Annotated in this window: 12 protein-coding genes; 9 read left to right on the top strand and 3 right to left on the bottom strand. The window is 64.2% G+C overall.

The window, feature by feature from the left end; translation table 11 throughout:
- Positions 1–151: 151 nt before the first annotated feature.
- Positions 152–445 (bottom strand): hypothetical protein, encoded by a 294-nt coding sequence (locus MnOB_RS21605; RefSeq protein ID WP_077526277.1) that lies wholly within the window; start codon positions 443–445, stop codon positions 152–154.
- A 3-nt stretch (positions 446–448) separates the two neighbouring features.
- Positions 449–1,183, bottom strand: coding sequence for a phosphoadenylyl-sulfate reductase (locus MnOB_RS21600; RefSeq protein WP_077526276.1), 735 nt, complete (start codon positions 1,181–1,183; stop codon positions 449–451).
- A gap of 193 nt (positions 1,184–1,376) precedes the next feature.
- On the opposite strand from MnOB_RS21600, the gene thrH reads away from it, so the two are divergent.
- The gene (gene thrH / locus MnOB_RS21595) at positions 1,377–1,994 is read left to right on the top strand and encodes a bifunctional phosphoserine phosphatase/homoserine phosphotransferase ThrH (protein ID WP_077526275.1); all 618 of its coding nucleotides are present in this window, start codon (positions 1,377–1,379) and stop codon (positions 1,992–1,994) included.
- Between the two features lie 175 nt (positions 1,995–2,169).
- On the opposite strand, the gene pabB is transcribed toward thrH, so the two are convergent.
- Entirely contained in the window at positions 2,170–3,519 is a 1,350-nt protein-coding gene (gene pabB / locus MnOB_RS21590; RefSeq protein ID WP_077526274.1) for an aminodeoxychorismate synthase component I, read from the bottom strand.
- Positions 3,520–3,684: 165 nt separating this feature from the next.
- Here pabB and MnOB_RS21585 point away from each other — a divergent pair, with 165 nt between their 5' ends.
- From MnOB_RS21585 to MnOB_RS21550, 8 genes are all read left to right on the top strand, one after another.
- Entirely contained in the window at positions 3,685–6,399 is a 2,715-nt protein-coding gene (locus MnOB_RS21585; protein ID WP_234358311.1) for a winged helix-turn-helix domain-containing protein, read from the top strand.
- Positions 6,396–9,107, top strand: coding sequence for a helix-turn-helix transcriptional regulator (locus MnOB_RS21580; protein ID WP_077526272.1), 2,712 nt, complete (start codon positions 6,396–6,398; stop codon positions 9,105–9,107). The genes MnOB_RS21585 and MnOB_RS21580 overlap by 4 nt, the downstream gene beginning before the upstream one ends.
- A gap of 230 nt (positions 9,108–9,337) precedes the next feature.
- Positions 9,338–9,790: a DUF6160 family protein gene (locus MnOB_RS21575; RefSeq protein WP_077526271.1), complete on the top strand. Its 453-nt coding sequence runs from the start codon at positions 9,338–9,340 to the stop codon at positions 9,788–9,790.
- Between the two features lie 89 nt (positions 9,791–9,879).
- On the top strand, positions 9,880–10,641 hold the full coding sequence (locus tag MnOB_RS21570; protein WP_077526270.1) for a C39 family peptidase: 762 nt from the start codon (positions 9,880–9,882) through the stop codon (positions 10,639–10,641).
- A gap of 37 nt (positions 10,642–10,678) precedes the next feature.
- Positions 10,679–11,683, top strand: a complete 1,005-nt coding sequence (locus MnOB_RS21565; protein WP_077526269.1) for a transporter family protein — start codon at positions 10,679–10,681, stop codon at positions 11,681–11,683.
- 18 nt (positions 11,684–11,701) lie between these two features.
- Entirely contained in the window at positions 11,702–13,294 is a 1,593-nt protein-coding gene (locus MnOB_RS21560; protein ID WP_077526268.1) for an outer membrane protein transport protein, read from the top strand.
- Positions 13,294–14,451 (top strand): MalM family protein, encoded by a 1,158-nt coding sequence (locus MnOB_RS21555; protein ID WP_077526267.1) that lies wholly within the window; start codon positions 13,294–13,296, stop codon positions 14,449–14,451. Before MnOB_RS21560 ends, MnOB_RS21555 begins: the two co-directional genes overlap by 1 nt.
- Before the next feature lie 269 nt (positions 14,452–14,720).
- Positions 14,721–15,470 (top strand): class I SAM-dependent methyltransferase, encoded by a 750-nt coding sequence (locus MnOB_RS21550; protein WP_077526266.1) that lies wholly within the window; start codon positions 14,721–14,723, stop codon positions 15,468–15,470.
- Positions 15,471–15,553 lie beyond the last annotated feature (83 nt).

Here is a 15,553-nt window from a genome sequence, read left to right as displayed (position 1 = left end):
CTGACTGTCAACTCGCTCTTTCCCCAGACTCCGCGAAGAACCTTTTTTATGGGCGGTGCCTGTGAATCATGAGGCTGGGAGCTGTTGGGTTTCGCTTCGCTCTCCCACAACCTACCGGCATTCCGAGAGCTCTCGTAGGTTGGGCTGCAACCTACGACGATTGATCGGAGGCGGAGGCTTGCAGCACATCGCGCAGGAAGGCCAGGAACACGGTGTAAACCTGTTCGCGGCCGTCATCATGTCGCACCACGAAGAACGGCGCGGTGTCCACACCGTAGTGCTGCGCCGCCATCCAGCCGGCGCTGCCCGGGTTGCGCTCGTCGGCCACCAGGATACGGTCGATCCGCTGCAGGTGGCCGCCGCGCTCCAGGCGTTCCATCACATCCCGGCATTTGCGGCAATCCTGGCCATCGGCGAGGACTTTCTTGACCAGGGTGATGCGCATGGCTCAGGCCTTGCTGATCAGGTTGCCGGCGTGCAGGCCGCATTCCTTCTGGGTGGCTTCCTCCCACCACCAGCGGCCTTCGCGTTCATGCTGGTTCGGCAGCACCGGACGCGTGCAAGGCTCGCAGCCGATGCTGATGAAACCGCGCTCGTGCAGCGGGTTGTAGGGGATCTCCAGCATGCGGATGTAGGCCCAGACTTCTTCGCTGCTCATCTGCGCCAGCGGGTTGAACTTGTACAGCGGTTTATCCGGAGTGGAGAAGGCGCTATCCACTTCCAGCATGGCCACCTGGGAACGGGTGCCCGGGCTCTGGTCGCGGCGTTGGCCGGTGGCCCAGGCCGTCACAGTGGAGAGCTTGCGGCGCAGCGGTTCGATCTTGCGGATGCCGCAGCATTCACCATGGCCGTCCTTGAAGAAGCTGAACAGGCCCTTTTCCTTGACCAAGGGTTCCAGCAGGCGCGGGTCCGGCGACAGTATCTCGATGGCGATGCCGTAGTGCTCACGGACCTGCTCGATGAAGCGGTAGGTTTCCGGATGCAGGCGGCCGGTATCCAGGCTGAACACCTTGACGTTCTTGTTCAGCTTCCAGGCCATGTCGACCAGGACGACGTCCTCGGCGCCACTGAAGGAAATCCACAGGTCGTCGCCGAAATGCTCGAAGGCGAGCTTGAGAATGTCCTGGGGGGACTTGCTGGCGTAGGCCGTCGCCAGTTCGGCGACGTCGAAGGGGTGGCTCATCAGGCAGGCTTCCTTTTAGGGGTGGCGCTGGGCGCGCTCTATGGCGCGCATATTAACAAAGGGGGAGTTATGCCCCTAAATAACCAACAGGAAGTACCACTGTGATGTTTGGGTATAAGTGCCGCGTTGCACGGTCCCGGTCGAGTCGTTAGAGTGCCGCCTCCAATCAAAAGCCAATGCGGGGAATTTGCTCGTGGAAATCGCCTGTCTCGACCTTGAAGGTGTACTGGTTCCGGAAATCTGGATCGCTTTCGCGGAAAAAACCGGAATCGAAGCGCTGAAGGCGACCACCCGGGACATCCCGGACTACGACGTGCTGATGAAGCAGCGCCTGCGCATCCTCGACGAGCACGGCCTGAAGCTTTCCGATATCCAGGAAGTGATCGCCACCCTGAAGCCGCTGGAAGGCGCCGTCGAATTCGTCGACTGGCTGCGTGAGCGCTTCCAGGTCGTCATCCTCTCCGACACCTTCTACGAGTTCTCCCAGCCGCTGATGCGCCAATTGGGCTTCCCGACGCTGCTGTGCCACCGCCTGATCACCGACGAGACCGATCGCGTAGTGGATTACCAACTGCGCCAGAAGGACCCGAAGCGCCAGTCCGTGCTCGCCTTCAAGAGCCTCTACTACCGCGTAATCGCGGCTGGCGACTCCTACAACGACACCACCATGCTCAGCGAAGCTCATGCTGGCATCCTGTTCCATGCGCCGGAAAACGTGATCCGCGAGTTCCCGCAGTTCCCGGCGGTGCATACCTACGAAGACCTCAAACGCGAGTTCATCAAGGCTTCCAACCGCCCGTTGAGCCTCTGAACCCCGCCCATGAAAAAGCCCGCGAAAGCGGGCTTTTTTTTGCTCGCGGGCTGAACCCTGTAGGGGCGATTTCAATCGCCAAGCAGGCCGCAGGTCTGCCCTGTGGACGTCCAGGGGTCAGCTTCGCCGACCTTGGCGAATGAATTCGCCCCTACAAAGACCTACTGTCCCAGAGTCAGGAGTTCATCCCCTCCAACGTCTGCATCAGCACCTTCACCTTGGTGATGGACTCGAGGTACTCCTCCTGCCAGTCGGAGTCGGCGACGATGCCGCCGCCGCCCCAACAGCTGGCCTGTCCGTCCTTCACCAGCACGGTGCGGATGGCGATGGAGCTGTCCAGCTCGCCGCGAACATCCAGGTAGAGCAGCGAGCCGCAGTAGATTGCGCGTCGCGTGGGCTCCAGCTCGTCGATGATCTGCATGGCGCGGATCTTCGGCGCGCCGGTGATGGAACCGCCGGGGAAGCTGCCGGTAACCAGGTCCAGCGCGTCCTTGTCGTCGGCCAGGCGGCCGGTGATGGCGCTCACCAGGTGGTGCACGTTGGGATAGCTCTCCAGGGCGAACAGCTCCGGCACCTTCACCGAGCCTATGGCGCAGCTGCGCCCCAGGTCGTTGCGCAGCAGGTCGACGATCATCAGGTTCTCGGCGCGGTCCTTGCGGCTGGCCAGCAGTTCCTCCGCCTGTGCGCGGTCTTCCGCCGGCGTCTGCCCGCGCGGTCGGGTGCCCTTGATCGGGCGGGTTTCCACCATGCCCTGGCTGACCTTGATGAAGCGCTCCGGCGACAGGCTGAGGATGGCGCCGCCATCGTCTAGCGCCTGATAGCCAGCGAATGGCGTCGGGCAAGCCGCGCGCAATGCCTGGTAGGCCGACCACGGATCGCCTTCGCAAGGAGCCTGGAAGCGCTGGGTGAAATTCACCTGATAACAGTCGCCGGCCTGGATATAGGCCTGCACCCGTTCGATGGCGTTGCGGTACTGGTCCTGGTCCAGGTTGGCGCGGAAGGGCGCCTGCAGGTGGAACGGGGTGGTTGCCGGTTCGGCAGGCTCGTTGAACAGGGCAATCAGGCGAGCGCGCTCGGCTTGCGCGAGGCTCGGATGGAACACCAGTTGGCTGGTGCGCAACTGGTGATCGCTGACCAGCGCCCAGGCATAGAGGCCGAGTCGGGCGTCCGGCAAATTCAGGTCGTCGACGGCTTGTTCCGGCAGTTGTTCCACCCTGCGACCGAAGTCATAGGACAGGTAACCGATCAGGCCGCCGACGAACGGCAACTCGATTCCAGCGGGCAGGCTCGCCTCGCCGAGGCTGGCCAGAGCCTTCCGCAGGCGCTGGGCGAAGTCGTTGGCCGATTCGCCCGGAGATGCTGCAAATGCTGCCAATGGCCAGGCGCTGAATAGGTCATAGCGTCCACGCTCGGCGACCGGGCGGCCAGCGTCCAGCAGCACGGCGCCAGGCGCCTGGCGGATGCGGGCGAAGCGTTCGCAGGGAGATTCCTGGTAGGGAAGGGCGTGTAAATGACAGTCAGGCATGGGGGCGGCAGGGGCTGAATGCAGGAGCGGATTCTAGTCTGCCTGTAGTGGCGATCCTAGAGCCTTTTCTGACGTTTACGTAGGAAAAGCATTCTGATACTTATGTACCAATCCCACGGAGATGTACCTCCGAACCACAACGATAACGACACAGGGATTCAGGCAGTGGACGCAGTTCTCAACCCCGCAGCCGGTAGCCGCCAGCGCTCCAAACTCGTGACACCCCAGGCATCTGCCGATTATCTGCCCAGACCCCAGGTTCAGGCGGCACTGGCCGCCCATCCTCATGCACGTCTCCTGCTGTTCTCGGCCCCCGCCGGGTTCGGCAAGACCACCGCCCTCGCGGCCCTGGCCGAGCAGCGTCGAGCCGCCGGCAGCGCGGTGGCCTGGTTCTCCCTGGAGACCGAGGATGACGACCCCGCGCGATTCTTCCAGCAATTGATCAAGACCCTCGGCGAAGCCGTGCCCGGAGTCGGCGACTACGCCCGGGGCTATCTGCACAACACCATGCAGGTGCCGGTCAACGCCGTGCTGGAAAGCCTTCTGGTGGACCTCGCCCGGCACAATGGCCCGCTCCTGCTGGTGCTGGACGACTTGCACCAGCTCAAGGACCCGGAACTTTTCACCGCCCTCGGCCGCCTGGTGCGCCTGGCCCCCGCCAGCTTCACCCTGGCCGTCGGCAGCCGCTCCCTGCCGCCGCTGAGCCTGGCCACCTTGCGGGCCAAGGGCTGGTTGCTGGAGATCGGGCTCGACGAGTTGCGCCTGTCCGTCGAGGAAACCCGCGATTACCTGGCCCGTACCGGCCTGCAACTGGATGATGCCGTACTGGCCGCCCTGCATAGCCATACCGAAGGGTGGGCAATTGGGGTCCAGCTGGCGAGCCTGTGGCTGCGTCACCAGCCGCAAGCCACCGAGCAGATGGAATGCCTGGGCAGTGACCAGGCCACCGTGGGCCAATACCTGCTCGCCAGTGTTTTCGAACAGCTGTCTGTCGATCTGCAGGACGCCCTGCTGGCCCTCGGTGTCGCCAGCCAGCTCAGTGGCGACCTGGCCAACGCGCTGACCGGACGTCAGGACGGGCAGGCCTTGCTGGAACGGTTGGAAACCATGCAGCTGTTCCTCCTGCCACTGGATCGCGAGCGCCAGTGGTACCGCTTCCACCACCTGTTCGCCGATTTCCTGCGTGGCCGTCTCAAGACCCATGATCCGGAACGCCTGAAGCAACTGCACTTCAACGCCAGCCTCTGGTTCACCAACCACCACATGCAGAACCTCGCGATCGAGCACGCCAGCCTGGCCGAGGACCCGGACATGCTGGCTGCGCTGGTGGATGGCTGCGGCCTGGAGCTGATCAACCGCGGACAGTTGAACAAGATCTACCGCTGGCGGCAGAAGGTGCCGGACGACATCGCGGCGCGTTACCCGACCCTGATCCTGGCGGATGTCTGGAACCGCGCAACCGAGATGGCCTTGCCGGAAGCCAACCAGATGCTCGACGAGTTGCTGGCACGCTGGGGCGGCACCCGCGCCGAAGCGCAGATCAGCGACAAGTACCTGGCCACCCTGGCGGTGAAGGCGGCCCTCGCCCTGCAGAAGGACGACCTCGAACTCTGCGTCACCATCGCCCGCAAGGTGGAGGCGCAGCTCGGGCGCAACCAGGCCTTCCTCGAAGTCGCCATCCTGGTGATCGGCGCCATGGCGCTGGTGACCCTGGCCCAGCCGGACCAGGCGCGGCGCCTGCTGTCCCTGGCCCAGCAGCGCAACCATTTCCTCCAAGGCCGTTACCTGGACATGCAGCTGGCCAACGTCGAAATCCTCCTCGCCCTGGAGCAGGGCCAGGTGCGGCAGGCACAGATGCTCTTCGACCAGATGCGCGCGCAAGTCATTCCTCATCTGGGGGAGAAGTCCCGCGCCATGGCGCTGCCGGTCATTGTCGAGTCCCTGATCGCCTACCAGCAGGGTCGCCTCGATGGGTTGGAGGAGCGTCTCGGCGCCGCGCTGACCCACATCGACGTCATCCGGCCGATCGACATCTATGCCCAGGGCATGCTCTTCCTCGCGCGCATCCAGCGCATGCAGGACAAGCCCAAGGAAGCGCAGGCGACCCTGGTGCTGATGCAGAACCTCGCCGCGCGCAACCAGTCCTGGCGCTTCTACGCGCGGGCAGTGGCTGACGAAATCTCGCTGATGCTCCAGGAGCCGGGCACCGACCGCATCAAGCGCGCCGAGCAACGCTTCAAGGGCGTGGACTGGAACAAGCTGGCCAATGGCGGCACTCAGCACGGCGCCAACTCGGCGCTCTGGATGCAGGGGCTGATCCGCGTGCGCCTGCAGCAGGCGCGTGGCCACTTCAGCGAAGCCCTGCACGAGATCACCCAGCTGCGCAGCAAGCTCCAGCCCAACTGGCACGGTCTGCAACGCCTGCGCCTGGACCTGCTGGCAGCCCTCAGCTACCAGCGCCTGGGCTATCAGGAACGTGCCCAGAGCCTGCTGGTGCAGTGCCTGCTCAGTGCCGAGCGGGAAGGTGTGCGCAGCCTGTTCATAGAAGAGGGCGAGGCCATCCGCCAACTGCTCCAGCAACTGGAAGCGGCCGAGCGTCATCCGGCCCTGCAAGGTTTCATTCGCGACCTGCTGGCGTCCTGGCCTGGCAACGACGCTCGCAAATCCCTGGATGTGCTCGAAGAAGGGCTCACCGACCGCGAGCGCGAGGTGGTCTGCCTGGCCGCCAAGGGCATGTCCAACGAAGAGATCGGACAGCAACTGGCCCTGGCGCTGGGGACTGTCAAATGGCACCTGCACAACATCTACGAAAAGCTCAAGGTGCGTAACCGGACCCAGGCGATCCGGCGTGCCCGCGAGCTGGGGCTGCTCGAATCATGACCGACCTCTGCCTGTCACGCCCGCACCAGATTCCCTTGCTGCGCACCAAGCTGTTCCCGGCCGATGCCGGTGGCCGACCGGTGCTGCCGCGCCGCGCCCTGATCCAGCGCCTGCAGGGTGCACGGAACCGCCGCGTATTGGTCCTCAGCGCTCCGGCCGGGTTCGGCAAGAGCACTGTGCTCAGCCTGTTCCGCCAACACCTCCAGGCCGATGGCGCGCACGTCGCCTGGTTGTCCTGCGATGAGACCGACAGCGAGCCGCAGCGTCTGCTGCAATACCTGGTCGCAGCGGTGGATACCACATTGCCCGGCTTCGGCGGCAATACCGTCGGCCTGCTACAGGGTGATGTGAACTGGCCGATCGAGGCGGTGATCGATGCCTTCGTCGGCGACCTGAAGCGCATCGAGGGTGACCTGTACCTCATGCTCGACGACTTCCACCGCATCCGTCATGCGGCCCTCGACCAGGGCGCGCGTTACCTGATCGAGAACCTGCCGGCCAATGTCCACCTGGTCAGCAGCACCCGTTTCACGCCGCGGCTGTTGTTCAGTGAGAGGGAGTCGCTGTTGCTGAAAGCCGAGGACCTGCGTTTGAGCCTCGACGAAACCGATGCCTATTTCCGCGAGGTGCGCCAGCTGACGCTGTCCGGCGACGAAGTGCGCCAGCTGCACACCCGCACCGAGGGCTGGATCACCGCCCTGCACCTGGCGAGCCTGGCGCTCACCCGGCATCCCGACCGCGCGGCGTTCCTCGCCAGCCTCAGTGGCACCGAGCGCAATATCGCCGACTACCTGACCGAAGACGTGCTCGAAAGCCTGCCGCAACCCTTGCAGCAGTTCCTTGACCAGACCTCGGTGCTCGACGAGTTCTGCGCCGACCTCTGCAATGCGCTGACTGGTCGCCGCGACGGACTCGACATGCTGATGCGCCTGCAGCGCGAGCAGCTCTTCATCATTCCCCTGGACGAGCAGGGCGAGTGGTTCCGCTATCACCATCTGTTCGCCGAATTCCTCCAGGGCCGTCTGGCACGCCAGACCGATTCGGCAACCTTGCTGCATGCGGCGGCGCGCTGGTGCGAAGGGCACGACATGCCGGATCGGGCCATCAAGTACGCCCTGCGTGGCCGGGATTTCGCCTTCGCCGCCCAGATGCTGGAGCGTCAGGGCGCACGGCTGATCGCCGGCAACCGCGTCTATGGCATCCTTTCGATGCTCAAGGGTGTGCCCGCCGAGGTCATCCGCGAACACCCGGTGTTCCAGATCTTCTATGCCTGGCAGCTGGCATTCGAACAGCGCTTTGCGGAGTCCGAGGCGCTGATAGAGGAAGTCAGCACGCGCCTGCTGCAGGGGCGCGGCAAGGTGATCCACTTTGGCCTCGGCGAACTGCTGGCTGCCTCACAGGTGCTCAAGGCCCTGGTGATGCTCTATCAGGACAAACTGGAAGCCTGCCTCAAGGTCGCCCGTCAGTGGCTCGCCATGGTGCCGGACAACCAGCCGGTATTCCGTGCCAGCCTGGCCTGCGTGCAAGCGGCGGCCTATGCGCTGATGGGCGAATTCGGTGAAGCCGCCAAGGCCATCGCCGTTGCCCGCGACAACCTGAAGTTGGTGGACAGCGAATACCTGCACGTCATGACCAGCCTGATCGAGTCGCTGATCTGCAAGGAGAGCGGCGAGCTTGAACGCGGCCGCGCCATCGCCGAAACCGCCCGAGCCCGAGTGGAACGGGTGTTCGGCCGGCGCAGCCGGGTAGGCGGGCCGCTGGCCCTGGCCTATGCCGACCTTCTTTATGAGCAGGATCGCCAAGCCGCGATCCTCGCCGAATTGCCCCTGGCCACCACCTGGCGCGATGTGGCGACACCCGTGGAGCTGATCAGCCGCGGCCAGTTGGTGATGGCGCGGGCGCGCTTTTTCGCCGGTGAGCCGGAGCAGGCGCTGGTCCAGCTCGACGAATGGTTGGCTGGCCTGCAGGGCGCGGGCTACGAACGGGTCTTCGCCCACGGCATGGCCTGCAAGGTGCAGTTCCTGCTCTGGCTGCGCCGGCCCAATGAAGCCGAGCGCATCTGCCTGCAACTGCAGCAGCACCTCGCGGTGCTGCCGCTGGCGCGCTACTCCGATGCGCACACGGTGCTGGCCCTGACCGAAGCGCGCCTGGCGCTGACCGAACGCCGTCCCGAGCGCGCCCAGGCGAGCCTGGAGAATTGCCTCGCACGGCAACAGGATGAGCACCAACGCGACCGTCGCCTGCGCCTGTCGCTGTTACTTTCTGTGGCGTACTGGCGCAAAGGTAACAGCGAGAAGGCCTTCTCCCTGTTCCAGAACACCCTGGAAGAGGCCTGGAACCGTGGTTACCGCCGGCTGTTCCAGGACGATGCGCTCTGGCTGCTACCGCTCTGGGATGCCTGGCGTGCGGCCGAACCGAAGCGCGCCGGCGCCTGGCAAGGCGTGGCCGAAAGCCTGCGCGAGCAATGCCGCCGGCTGGCCGTCGATCCAGAAACTTTCGATGAAAATCAAGATGTTAGCCATCGAGAGCGGGAAATTCTGCGGTATGTCGCGGCGGGTCTTTCCAACCGCGATATCGCCCAGGCGGTGCATCTGTCAGAGGCCACCATCAAGTGGCATCTGCACAACCTGTTCGCCAAGTTGGGGGTGCGCAGCCGTACCCAGGCCGTGTTGAAAGGCAAGAGCCTGGGCCTGTTGAGCGAGGCCTGAGGTGGGAGTCCCACCGCCCCTCCATCCCTTGGATGGGCTGGCAGCGGGGGAGGGGCTCAGTAGTTTTGTTCCCAGGTCGAGAAGCATGGTGCTTCACGAATCCTCGCCGGATGCGACTAAGGAAGCAGCGTCCGGCCAGGAGATCGGCGTCAGCCGGTCCAACTGCCGATGACAGGAGTCGACGGCAGGCCCCGGGGGCAACCCACCTGTGAACTTTGGAGATAAAAAGAATGAAAAGCTTCAAACAACTGGCTCTGGCCGCTGCTGTGCTCGCTGCTCCGTTCATGGCCCAGGCCGACCTCAAGGCCATGGACGACTCCGCTCTGTCCGGTGTGACCGGTCAGGACGGCATCAGCATCTCCGGTAGCTTCAACGGTTCCATCGGCAGCATCGTCTACACCGACTCCGAAACCTCCGGCAGCACCACCACCGCCGGTACCCTGCGTCTGGAAACCGTGTCCTTCACCGGCTTCGACATCCTTGACAGCGACCCGCTGAAGATCGACGTGATCGACGGTGGCGCTGGTGGCAGCGACAAGCTGCAGATCAGCCTGCCGTCCATCACCGGCCAGCTCTCGGTTGGCGCCATCCGCGTCGGCGATTCCAGTGCTGCCAGCATCGGCTCGCTGGCCGTCAACAACATGAACATGTCCGGCTCCACCCTGAAGGTCTGGGGTCACTGACAGCTGCGTTGATCCTGTAACCCGGAAAGCCTCGCCGACCCGGTCGGCGGGGCCTTCTCCGCGAGAAGAGTCGAGTAGTCGGAACGGCAATGATCGAAATCCTGATTGGCAGTTTGCTCGGTCTGTTCGGCTTCACCCAGACGGTGGACACCAAGCCGCAACCGCAAGGCGCGGTGAACATCAGCCAGCCGCTCTCGCCCAATGGCCCGTACCGTGAAACGGCGGTCGTCGAGCCGATGAGCCAGCTTCAATTCCGTAACGTCATCCGCCAGGCCTACGACTACAGCTGCGGTTCCGCCGCGCTGACCTCGTTGCTGGACTATTACCTGGGCCGCAACCTGGAAGAACGCCAGGTGATGGAAGGCCTGCTGCGCTACGGCGAAGCCGACAAGATCGTCGAGCGCCGTGGCTTTTCGCTGCTGGACATGAAGCGCTTCGTCGGCGCCCTGGGCTACAAGAGTGGCGGCTTCCGTGCCGAGTTCGGCGATCTCGACGCCCTGGAACACCCGGCCATCGTTCCGATCCACTACGGCGGCTTCAAGCATTTCGTGGTGGTGCGCGACGTCTACAACGACCACGTATTCGTCGCGGACCCCGCTCTCGGCAACATCAGTTTCACCCGTGCCCGTTTCGAAGAAATCTGGGACCAGAACGTCCTCTTCGTGATCTTTCCCTCGGGCAACGAGCCGCAAAACGCCATGGCCCTCACCGAGCGCGACCTGCGCCTGGTGGACGACCGCATCGTCAGCCTGCTGGCGTTCAAGGAGTTTCCGCAGATCACCAAGTTCACCCAGAACGAAATCGACGAACTGGGTTCGGGGGGCGATATCCGCTACATCCGTCGCAAGTGACACCCGCTCATAACAAGAAAGACCTGGGGATAGCACCATGGGACCAAGGGAATACGCATGGCTGGCCATGCTGGTGCTTTGTACCAGTCTGCCGCTGCAGGCCGAGGAGAGCTCGGTTGACGAGGCGCGTGACGCGCTGAGCAAAAAGGAAGACGACGCCGACAGCGCCAAGGCGCTGGAAGAGGTGTTCCAGGCCTCCGAGAAGAGCTACACGCTGCTCAAGAAAGGCGAGCGCACGCTCACCTACGGTTTCGACTATTCGCTGGTGCGCGATACCCAGATCGAAACCTTCCGCACCGGCAGCAACGTCTACAGCGTGCTCAGTCAGAGCGAGGCCCAGCACACCTTCACCAACTCCTTCACCTTCGACTACGGGGTGTGGGACAACCTGACCTTCAGCGTGCGCCTGCCCTTCGTCGCCAAGTACGACACCGAACGCGACCTGAACGTCTACAGCCTCGGCGACATTTCCGCTTCCCTGCGCTGGCAGCCCTGGGCCTCGACCCGCGGCCGTCCGGTCACCACGCTCTTTGCCACCCTGGGCCTGCCCACCGGGGAAAGCCCGTACGACATCAACTCCGAGAACGACCTGTCCACCGGCAACGGCTACTACAGCCTGGGCGTCGGCGCCAACATGTCCTACGTGATTGATCCGGTCGTGCTGTTCGGTTCGGTGGGTTACACCTACAACCTGCCGGTGCATGACATCCACCAGATGCGCGGCGGGCGCATCCTGGAAGACGTGGAACCGGGCGACACCCTCAACTTCAGCATGGGCTTCGCCTATGCGCTCTCCTACGATGTGTCCCTGGCCACCTCCTACCAGATGGCCTACACGACCAAGCCGACCTACAAGTTCGAGACCGCCAACCTGGAGGGCACCGAACAGACCAGTTCGATCATGAACTTCTCCCTCGGCCTGCGAACGTCGCCGGACTACATCATCAACGTCAACGCCGGCTTCGGCATGACCGAGGACTCGCCGGACGTACTCCTGGGGCTCTCCGTACCCCTCGACATCAAAGGCCTCAAGGCCCAGTAACCGGCGAGAGATCACCTCATGAGCACGCACCTTTCGCCGCTTGCGCGGGCGATCGCCGGGGTCGGCCTGTGCTGGGCGGGCCTGGCCCAGGCCCAGCTGGCCAACGACCTGACCATCGGCAACCCCAAGGCGATGGCCATGGCCAATGCCATTACCGCCGATTCCTCCGGGATCGACGCGGTGCACTACAACCCGGCCGCACTGACCAAGCTCAAGGGCCGCCAGACCACGGTGAAGTTCCTCACCGGCGTGATGGATATCCGCGCCAAGTTCGAAGCCCCCGAGGACTACGGTTTCCTCGGTTACGACGATGACCCCGTGGCGAACTCCAGCAGCCGCACCCTGACCCCGGCCATGTACCTGCCGGGCATGGGCGGCATGACCGAAGTGCCGGTGCTGTTCGCACCGCTGGCGGGGCTCTCGATCAACCCGCCGGGCTCCAAGTTCACCTTCGCCACCAACGTCTACGCGCCCATGGCACTGGGTTACTCGCGGGATTCCGACAGCGATCCGGCGCGCTACCAGGGGCGTGAAGTCGCCTTGCAGCGCATCACCTACTTCTCGCCCTCAGTGGGCTACCAGATGAACGACGAGCTGGCGGTGGGCCTGTCCATCGGCTTCTCCCACCAGGCGATGGCACTCAACCAGGACTTCCGCAACCCCGGCTTCCTGACCGGTCTGACCCGGCTGTTCAACGAGTTCCTCTGCCTGCCGGGGATGGGCGAAGTCGTCTCCGGGATCATCAACGTCTGCGGCGGCAAGATCGGCCCGTTCGACACGCTGGCCAACATGGACCTGGACCTTCAGCAGTCGCTGTCGCCCACCTGGAACATCGGCTTCCTCTGGGAACCCACCGACTGGTTCGCCTGGGGCGCCACCTACCAGAGCGAGGCGCGCATGCACCTGCAGGGCAAGTACCGGGTCGACTACAGCAAGGACTGGCAGGGCTTCTGGTCCGGCATGCAGTCCTCGCTGTTCGGTCAGGTGTTGAGCCCGCTATTTCCCCTCGGCAACGTCGACGAAGAGATGGGGAACGCGTCTCTGGACATGACCTACCCGGACAACTTCTCCACCGGAATCAAGATCGTCCCCTTCGACCGCTGGCAGTTCAACTTCGACCTGAAGTGGAGCGGCTATAGCGACTGGAACGAATTCGAGATCGAATTCGACCGCGAGCTGGACCTGCTGCGCATCGCCAAGAACTTCGGCGGCGGCAATGCCACCGACCGCAGCATCATCCTCGACCGTGGCTACCGCGACACTTGGAGCTGGGCACTCGGCATGCAGTACCAGTGGACCGACCGCCTGGCCGTGCGCGCCGGCTACGAGTGGCGCCCCTCGGCCATCCCGGACGACAAGGCCGATGTGCTCGCACCCATCGGCGACGCCCACCTGTACGGCCTGGGCCTGGGGTACCGCTGGGACAAGGACACTAACATCGACATCGGCTTCAACTACTTCACCACCAAGCAGAGCACCAAGGCCGACACCAGCTGCAACCTCAACTGCAGCGGTATCGACAACCTGGTCTACAACCCTTACGCCGGCCAGAACGTCTCGACTTCGGTGAAGGCGTACATCCTGGCCCTGACCTACCAGACGACCTTCTGATGAAAGCGCCCATCCTGCTCATCGCCCTGTCCCTCGCCGGCACCGCCCAGGCCAGCAGCGGCCGCTACCTGACCTGGATCGACGATCAGGGCCGGGTCCACAACACCTTCGTCGACAGCCGCTACAGCGAGCAGCAGCGTCAGGCGGCCCGGCGCGTCGTCCAGAGCGACCAGGCACGCCTGAAGGACAGCGACGACGCCCAGTGGCCCGGCAGCGCGAAGGCCGGCGAAAGCAAACGGCGCTATTTCACCTGGGTGGATGCCAGCGGCAACCTGCAGAACAGCTTCTACGCGGCCGGTCAGGTGGATTCGGGACAGCGCGACTTCGTGCTGCCCAACGGGCAGCGCTCCGAGGAATACGTCGACTCGGACGTCCTCGAAGGCCGTGGCTACTCCCGCCCGGAACAGGGGCCGGAGTACTTCACCTGGGTCGACGAGCAGGGCCGCACCCACAACTCACCGGTGCCGGCGCGAGGCAAGGAGACGGATGGAGATGACGCGCGCCCCGGTCCCATCGCCTATACCGAAGCCCGCGAGATGGAATTCAAGCGCAAAGCCGCGCTGTTGCCCTCATTGGACGGGCAGCCCACCGCCGCCATGAAGGCCCTGCTGGAGGGCAGCGAAGAGCAGGGCAAGGCGCTTTACCAGAGCCTGGTGGACCGCTGCTGTGGCCAGTTGGCGGATGCCGCCTTCACCGAAGTCTCGGTCGAAGAGCCGCGTTATGAGGAGCTGAACAACCTCTCGCCAAGCTTCGACTTCCCCATGGGCCGCAGCTACTACAGCGCCCTCAAGCTGCCGCGCTCCCAGCACAGTTACGGACTGCGCATCCGCAGCTTCGCCAATCGCCAGGTGGTCTATCCCTCGCTGCTGTTCCTCGATGAGGCCAAGAGGCCCACGCGATTGGTGAGCGATGCGGTCTACCAGCTCCACGGCGAAACCTGGTACCGCTATGCATTCATCGAAGGCACGGTGCAGGTCCGCGCCAACCAGGGCGAACGCTATGTGCTGCTGCTGACCACCGATGAAGACCGCAGCCTGCAGACCCTGGACAACAAACCCTTCAAGCGCCCGCTGCAGGACCTGGCCCTGAGCGAAGCGGGGATGCAGGTGCACGAGCACGCAGACCAGGGCTCCTTCGAGCTGGCCATCGTGAAATGACAATGCAATCCCAGTCATTTGTGGGGGCGAATTCATTCGCTAAGGGCAGCGCAGCTGCCCCCTGGAGTTACTCAAGGCAGGCCTTCGGCCTGCTCAGCGATTGAAATCGCCCCCACAGGAGGTGCACAGGCACTCGGTGCCTGTGCGCTTTGCTCCCCTCTCCCTCTGGGAGAGGGGCCGGGGGTGAGGGAGGGCGGGTAAACCGTCGCAGGGTGGCTTGACCGCGCGCTATGCTGGCAACCCCAGCGACCCGAAGCGGATTTCCTGCCATGTCCGACACCAGCGCGCTCTTCACCCGCAACTCCGACGCCTACCGCGCCAATCGTCCCACCTATGACCCCGCCCTGATCACCTGGCTCAGCCAGCAGGCGCCGGACCTTTCCCTGGCCTGGGACTGCGGCTGCGGTTCCGGCCAGGCGACCGTCGACCTCGCGCGGCATTTCCAGCGGGTGGTGGGGACCGATGTGAGCGCGCCGCAACTGGCCAAGGCCGAGCCGGCGGCCAATATCGACTATCGCTGCGAGCCGGCGGAGCAGACTTCGCTGGCAGACGCCAGTGTCTCCCTGACCCTGGTGGCGCAAGCGCTGCACTGGTTCGACCTGGAGCGTTTCTACGCGGAAGTGCGCCGCGTGAGTCGGCCGGGCGGATTGCTGGCGGTGATCTCGTACAACCTCACGACGATCACGCCCGAAGTGGATGCATTGGTCAGTCATCTCTACAGCGACATCCTCGGCAGCTACTGGGCCGAAGAGCGCAAGCATGTGGAGCAGGGCTACCGCACCTTGCCGTTCCCCTTCGAGCGCATCGAGGTGCCGCCCTTCACCCTGGATACCGAGTGGGACCTGGCGCGGCTGTTGGGTTACCTCGAAAGCTGGTCGGCGCTGGCGACTTACCAGACGACCCACGGCACCAACCCGCTCGACCTGCTGCGCGAGCGATTCGCGCAAGCCTGGGGTGACCCGGCCAGCACCCGCCGGGTGAGCTGGCCGTTGGTGGTGAATCTGGGGCGGGTCGCCTGACCCCTTTGTGGGGGCATGACCTCCTGTAGGGGCGAATTTATTCGCCAAGCAGGCCGAAGGTCTGCCCCGGGGACTCCCAGAGG

This window comes from Metapseudomonas resinovorans (genome assembly GCF_002003485.1).
Taxonomy (GTDB): domain Bacteria; phylum Pseudomonadota; class Gammaproteobacteria; order Pseudomonadales; family Pseudomonadaceae; genus Metapseudomonas; species Metapseudomonas resinovorans_D.
The sequence above is the reverse complement of the archived record's forward strand: the minus strand, read 5'-3'. Positions and strand labels throughout refer to the sequence as shown.

Coding starts and splice junctions, on each gene's coding strand:
- MnOB_RS21550 (WP_077526266.1), top strand. CDS start 14,721: ATGTCCGACACCAGCGCGCTCTTCACCCGCAACTCCGACGCCTACCGC.
- MnOB_RS21570 (WP_077526270.1), top strand. CDS start 9,880: ATGATCGAAATCCTGATTGGCAGTTTGCTCGGTCTGTTCGGCTTCACC.
- pabB (WP_077526274.1), bottom strand. CDS start 3,519: ATGCCTGACTGTCATTTACACGCCCTTCCCTACCAGGAATCTCCCTGC.
- MnOB_RS21580 (WP_077526272.1), top strand. CDS start 6,396: ATGACCGACCTCTGCCTGTCACGCCCGCACCAGATTCCCTTGCTGCGC.
- MnOB_RS21605 (WP_077526277.1), bottom strand. CDS start 445: ATGCGCATCACCCTGGTCAAGAAAGTCCTCGCCGATGGCCAGGATTGC.
- MnOB_RS21565 (WP_077526269.1), top strand. CDS start 10,679: ATGGGACCAAGGGAATACGCATGGCTGGCCATGCTGGTGCTTTGTACC.
- MnOB_RS21575 (WP_077526271.1), top strand. CDS start 9,338: ATGAAAAGCTTCAAACAACTGGCTCTGGCCGCTGCTGTGCTCGCTGCT.
- MnOB_RS21555 (WP_077526267.1), top strand. CDS start 13,294: ATGAAAGCGCCCATCCTGCTCATCGCCCTGTCCCTCGCCGGCACCGCC.
- MnOB_RS21560 (WP_077526268.1), top strand. CDS start 11,702: ATGAGCACGCACCTTTCGCCGCTTGCGCGGGCGATCGCCGGGGTCGGC.
- MnOB_RS21600 (WP_077526276.1), bottom strand. CDS start 1,183: ATGAGCCACCCCTTCGACGTCGCCGAACTGGCGACGGCCTACGCCAGC.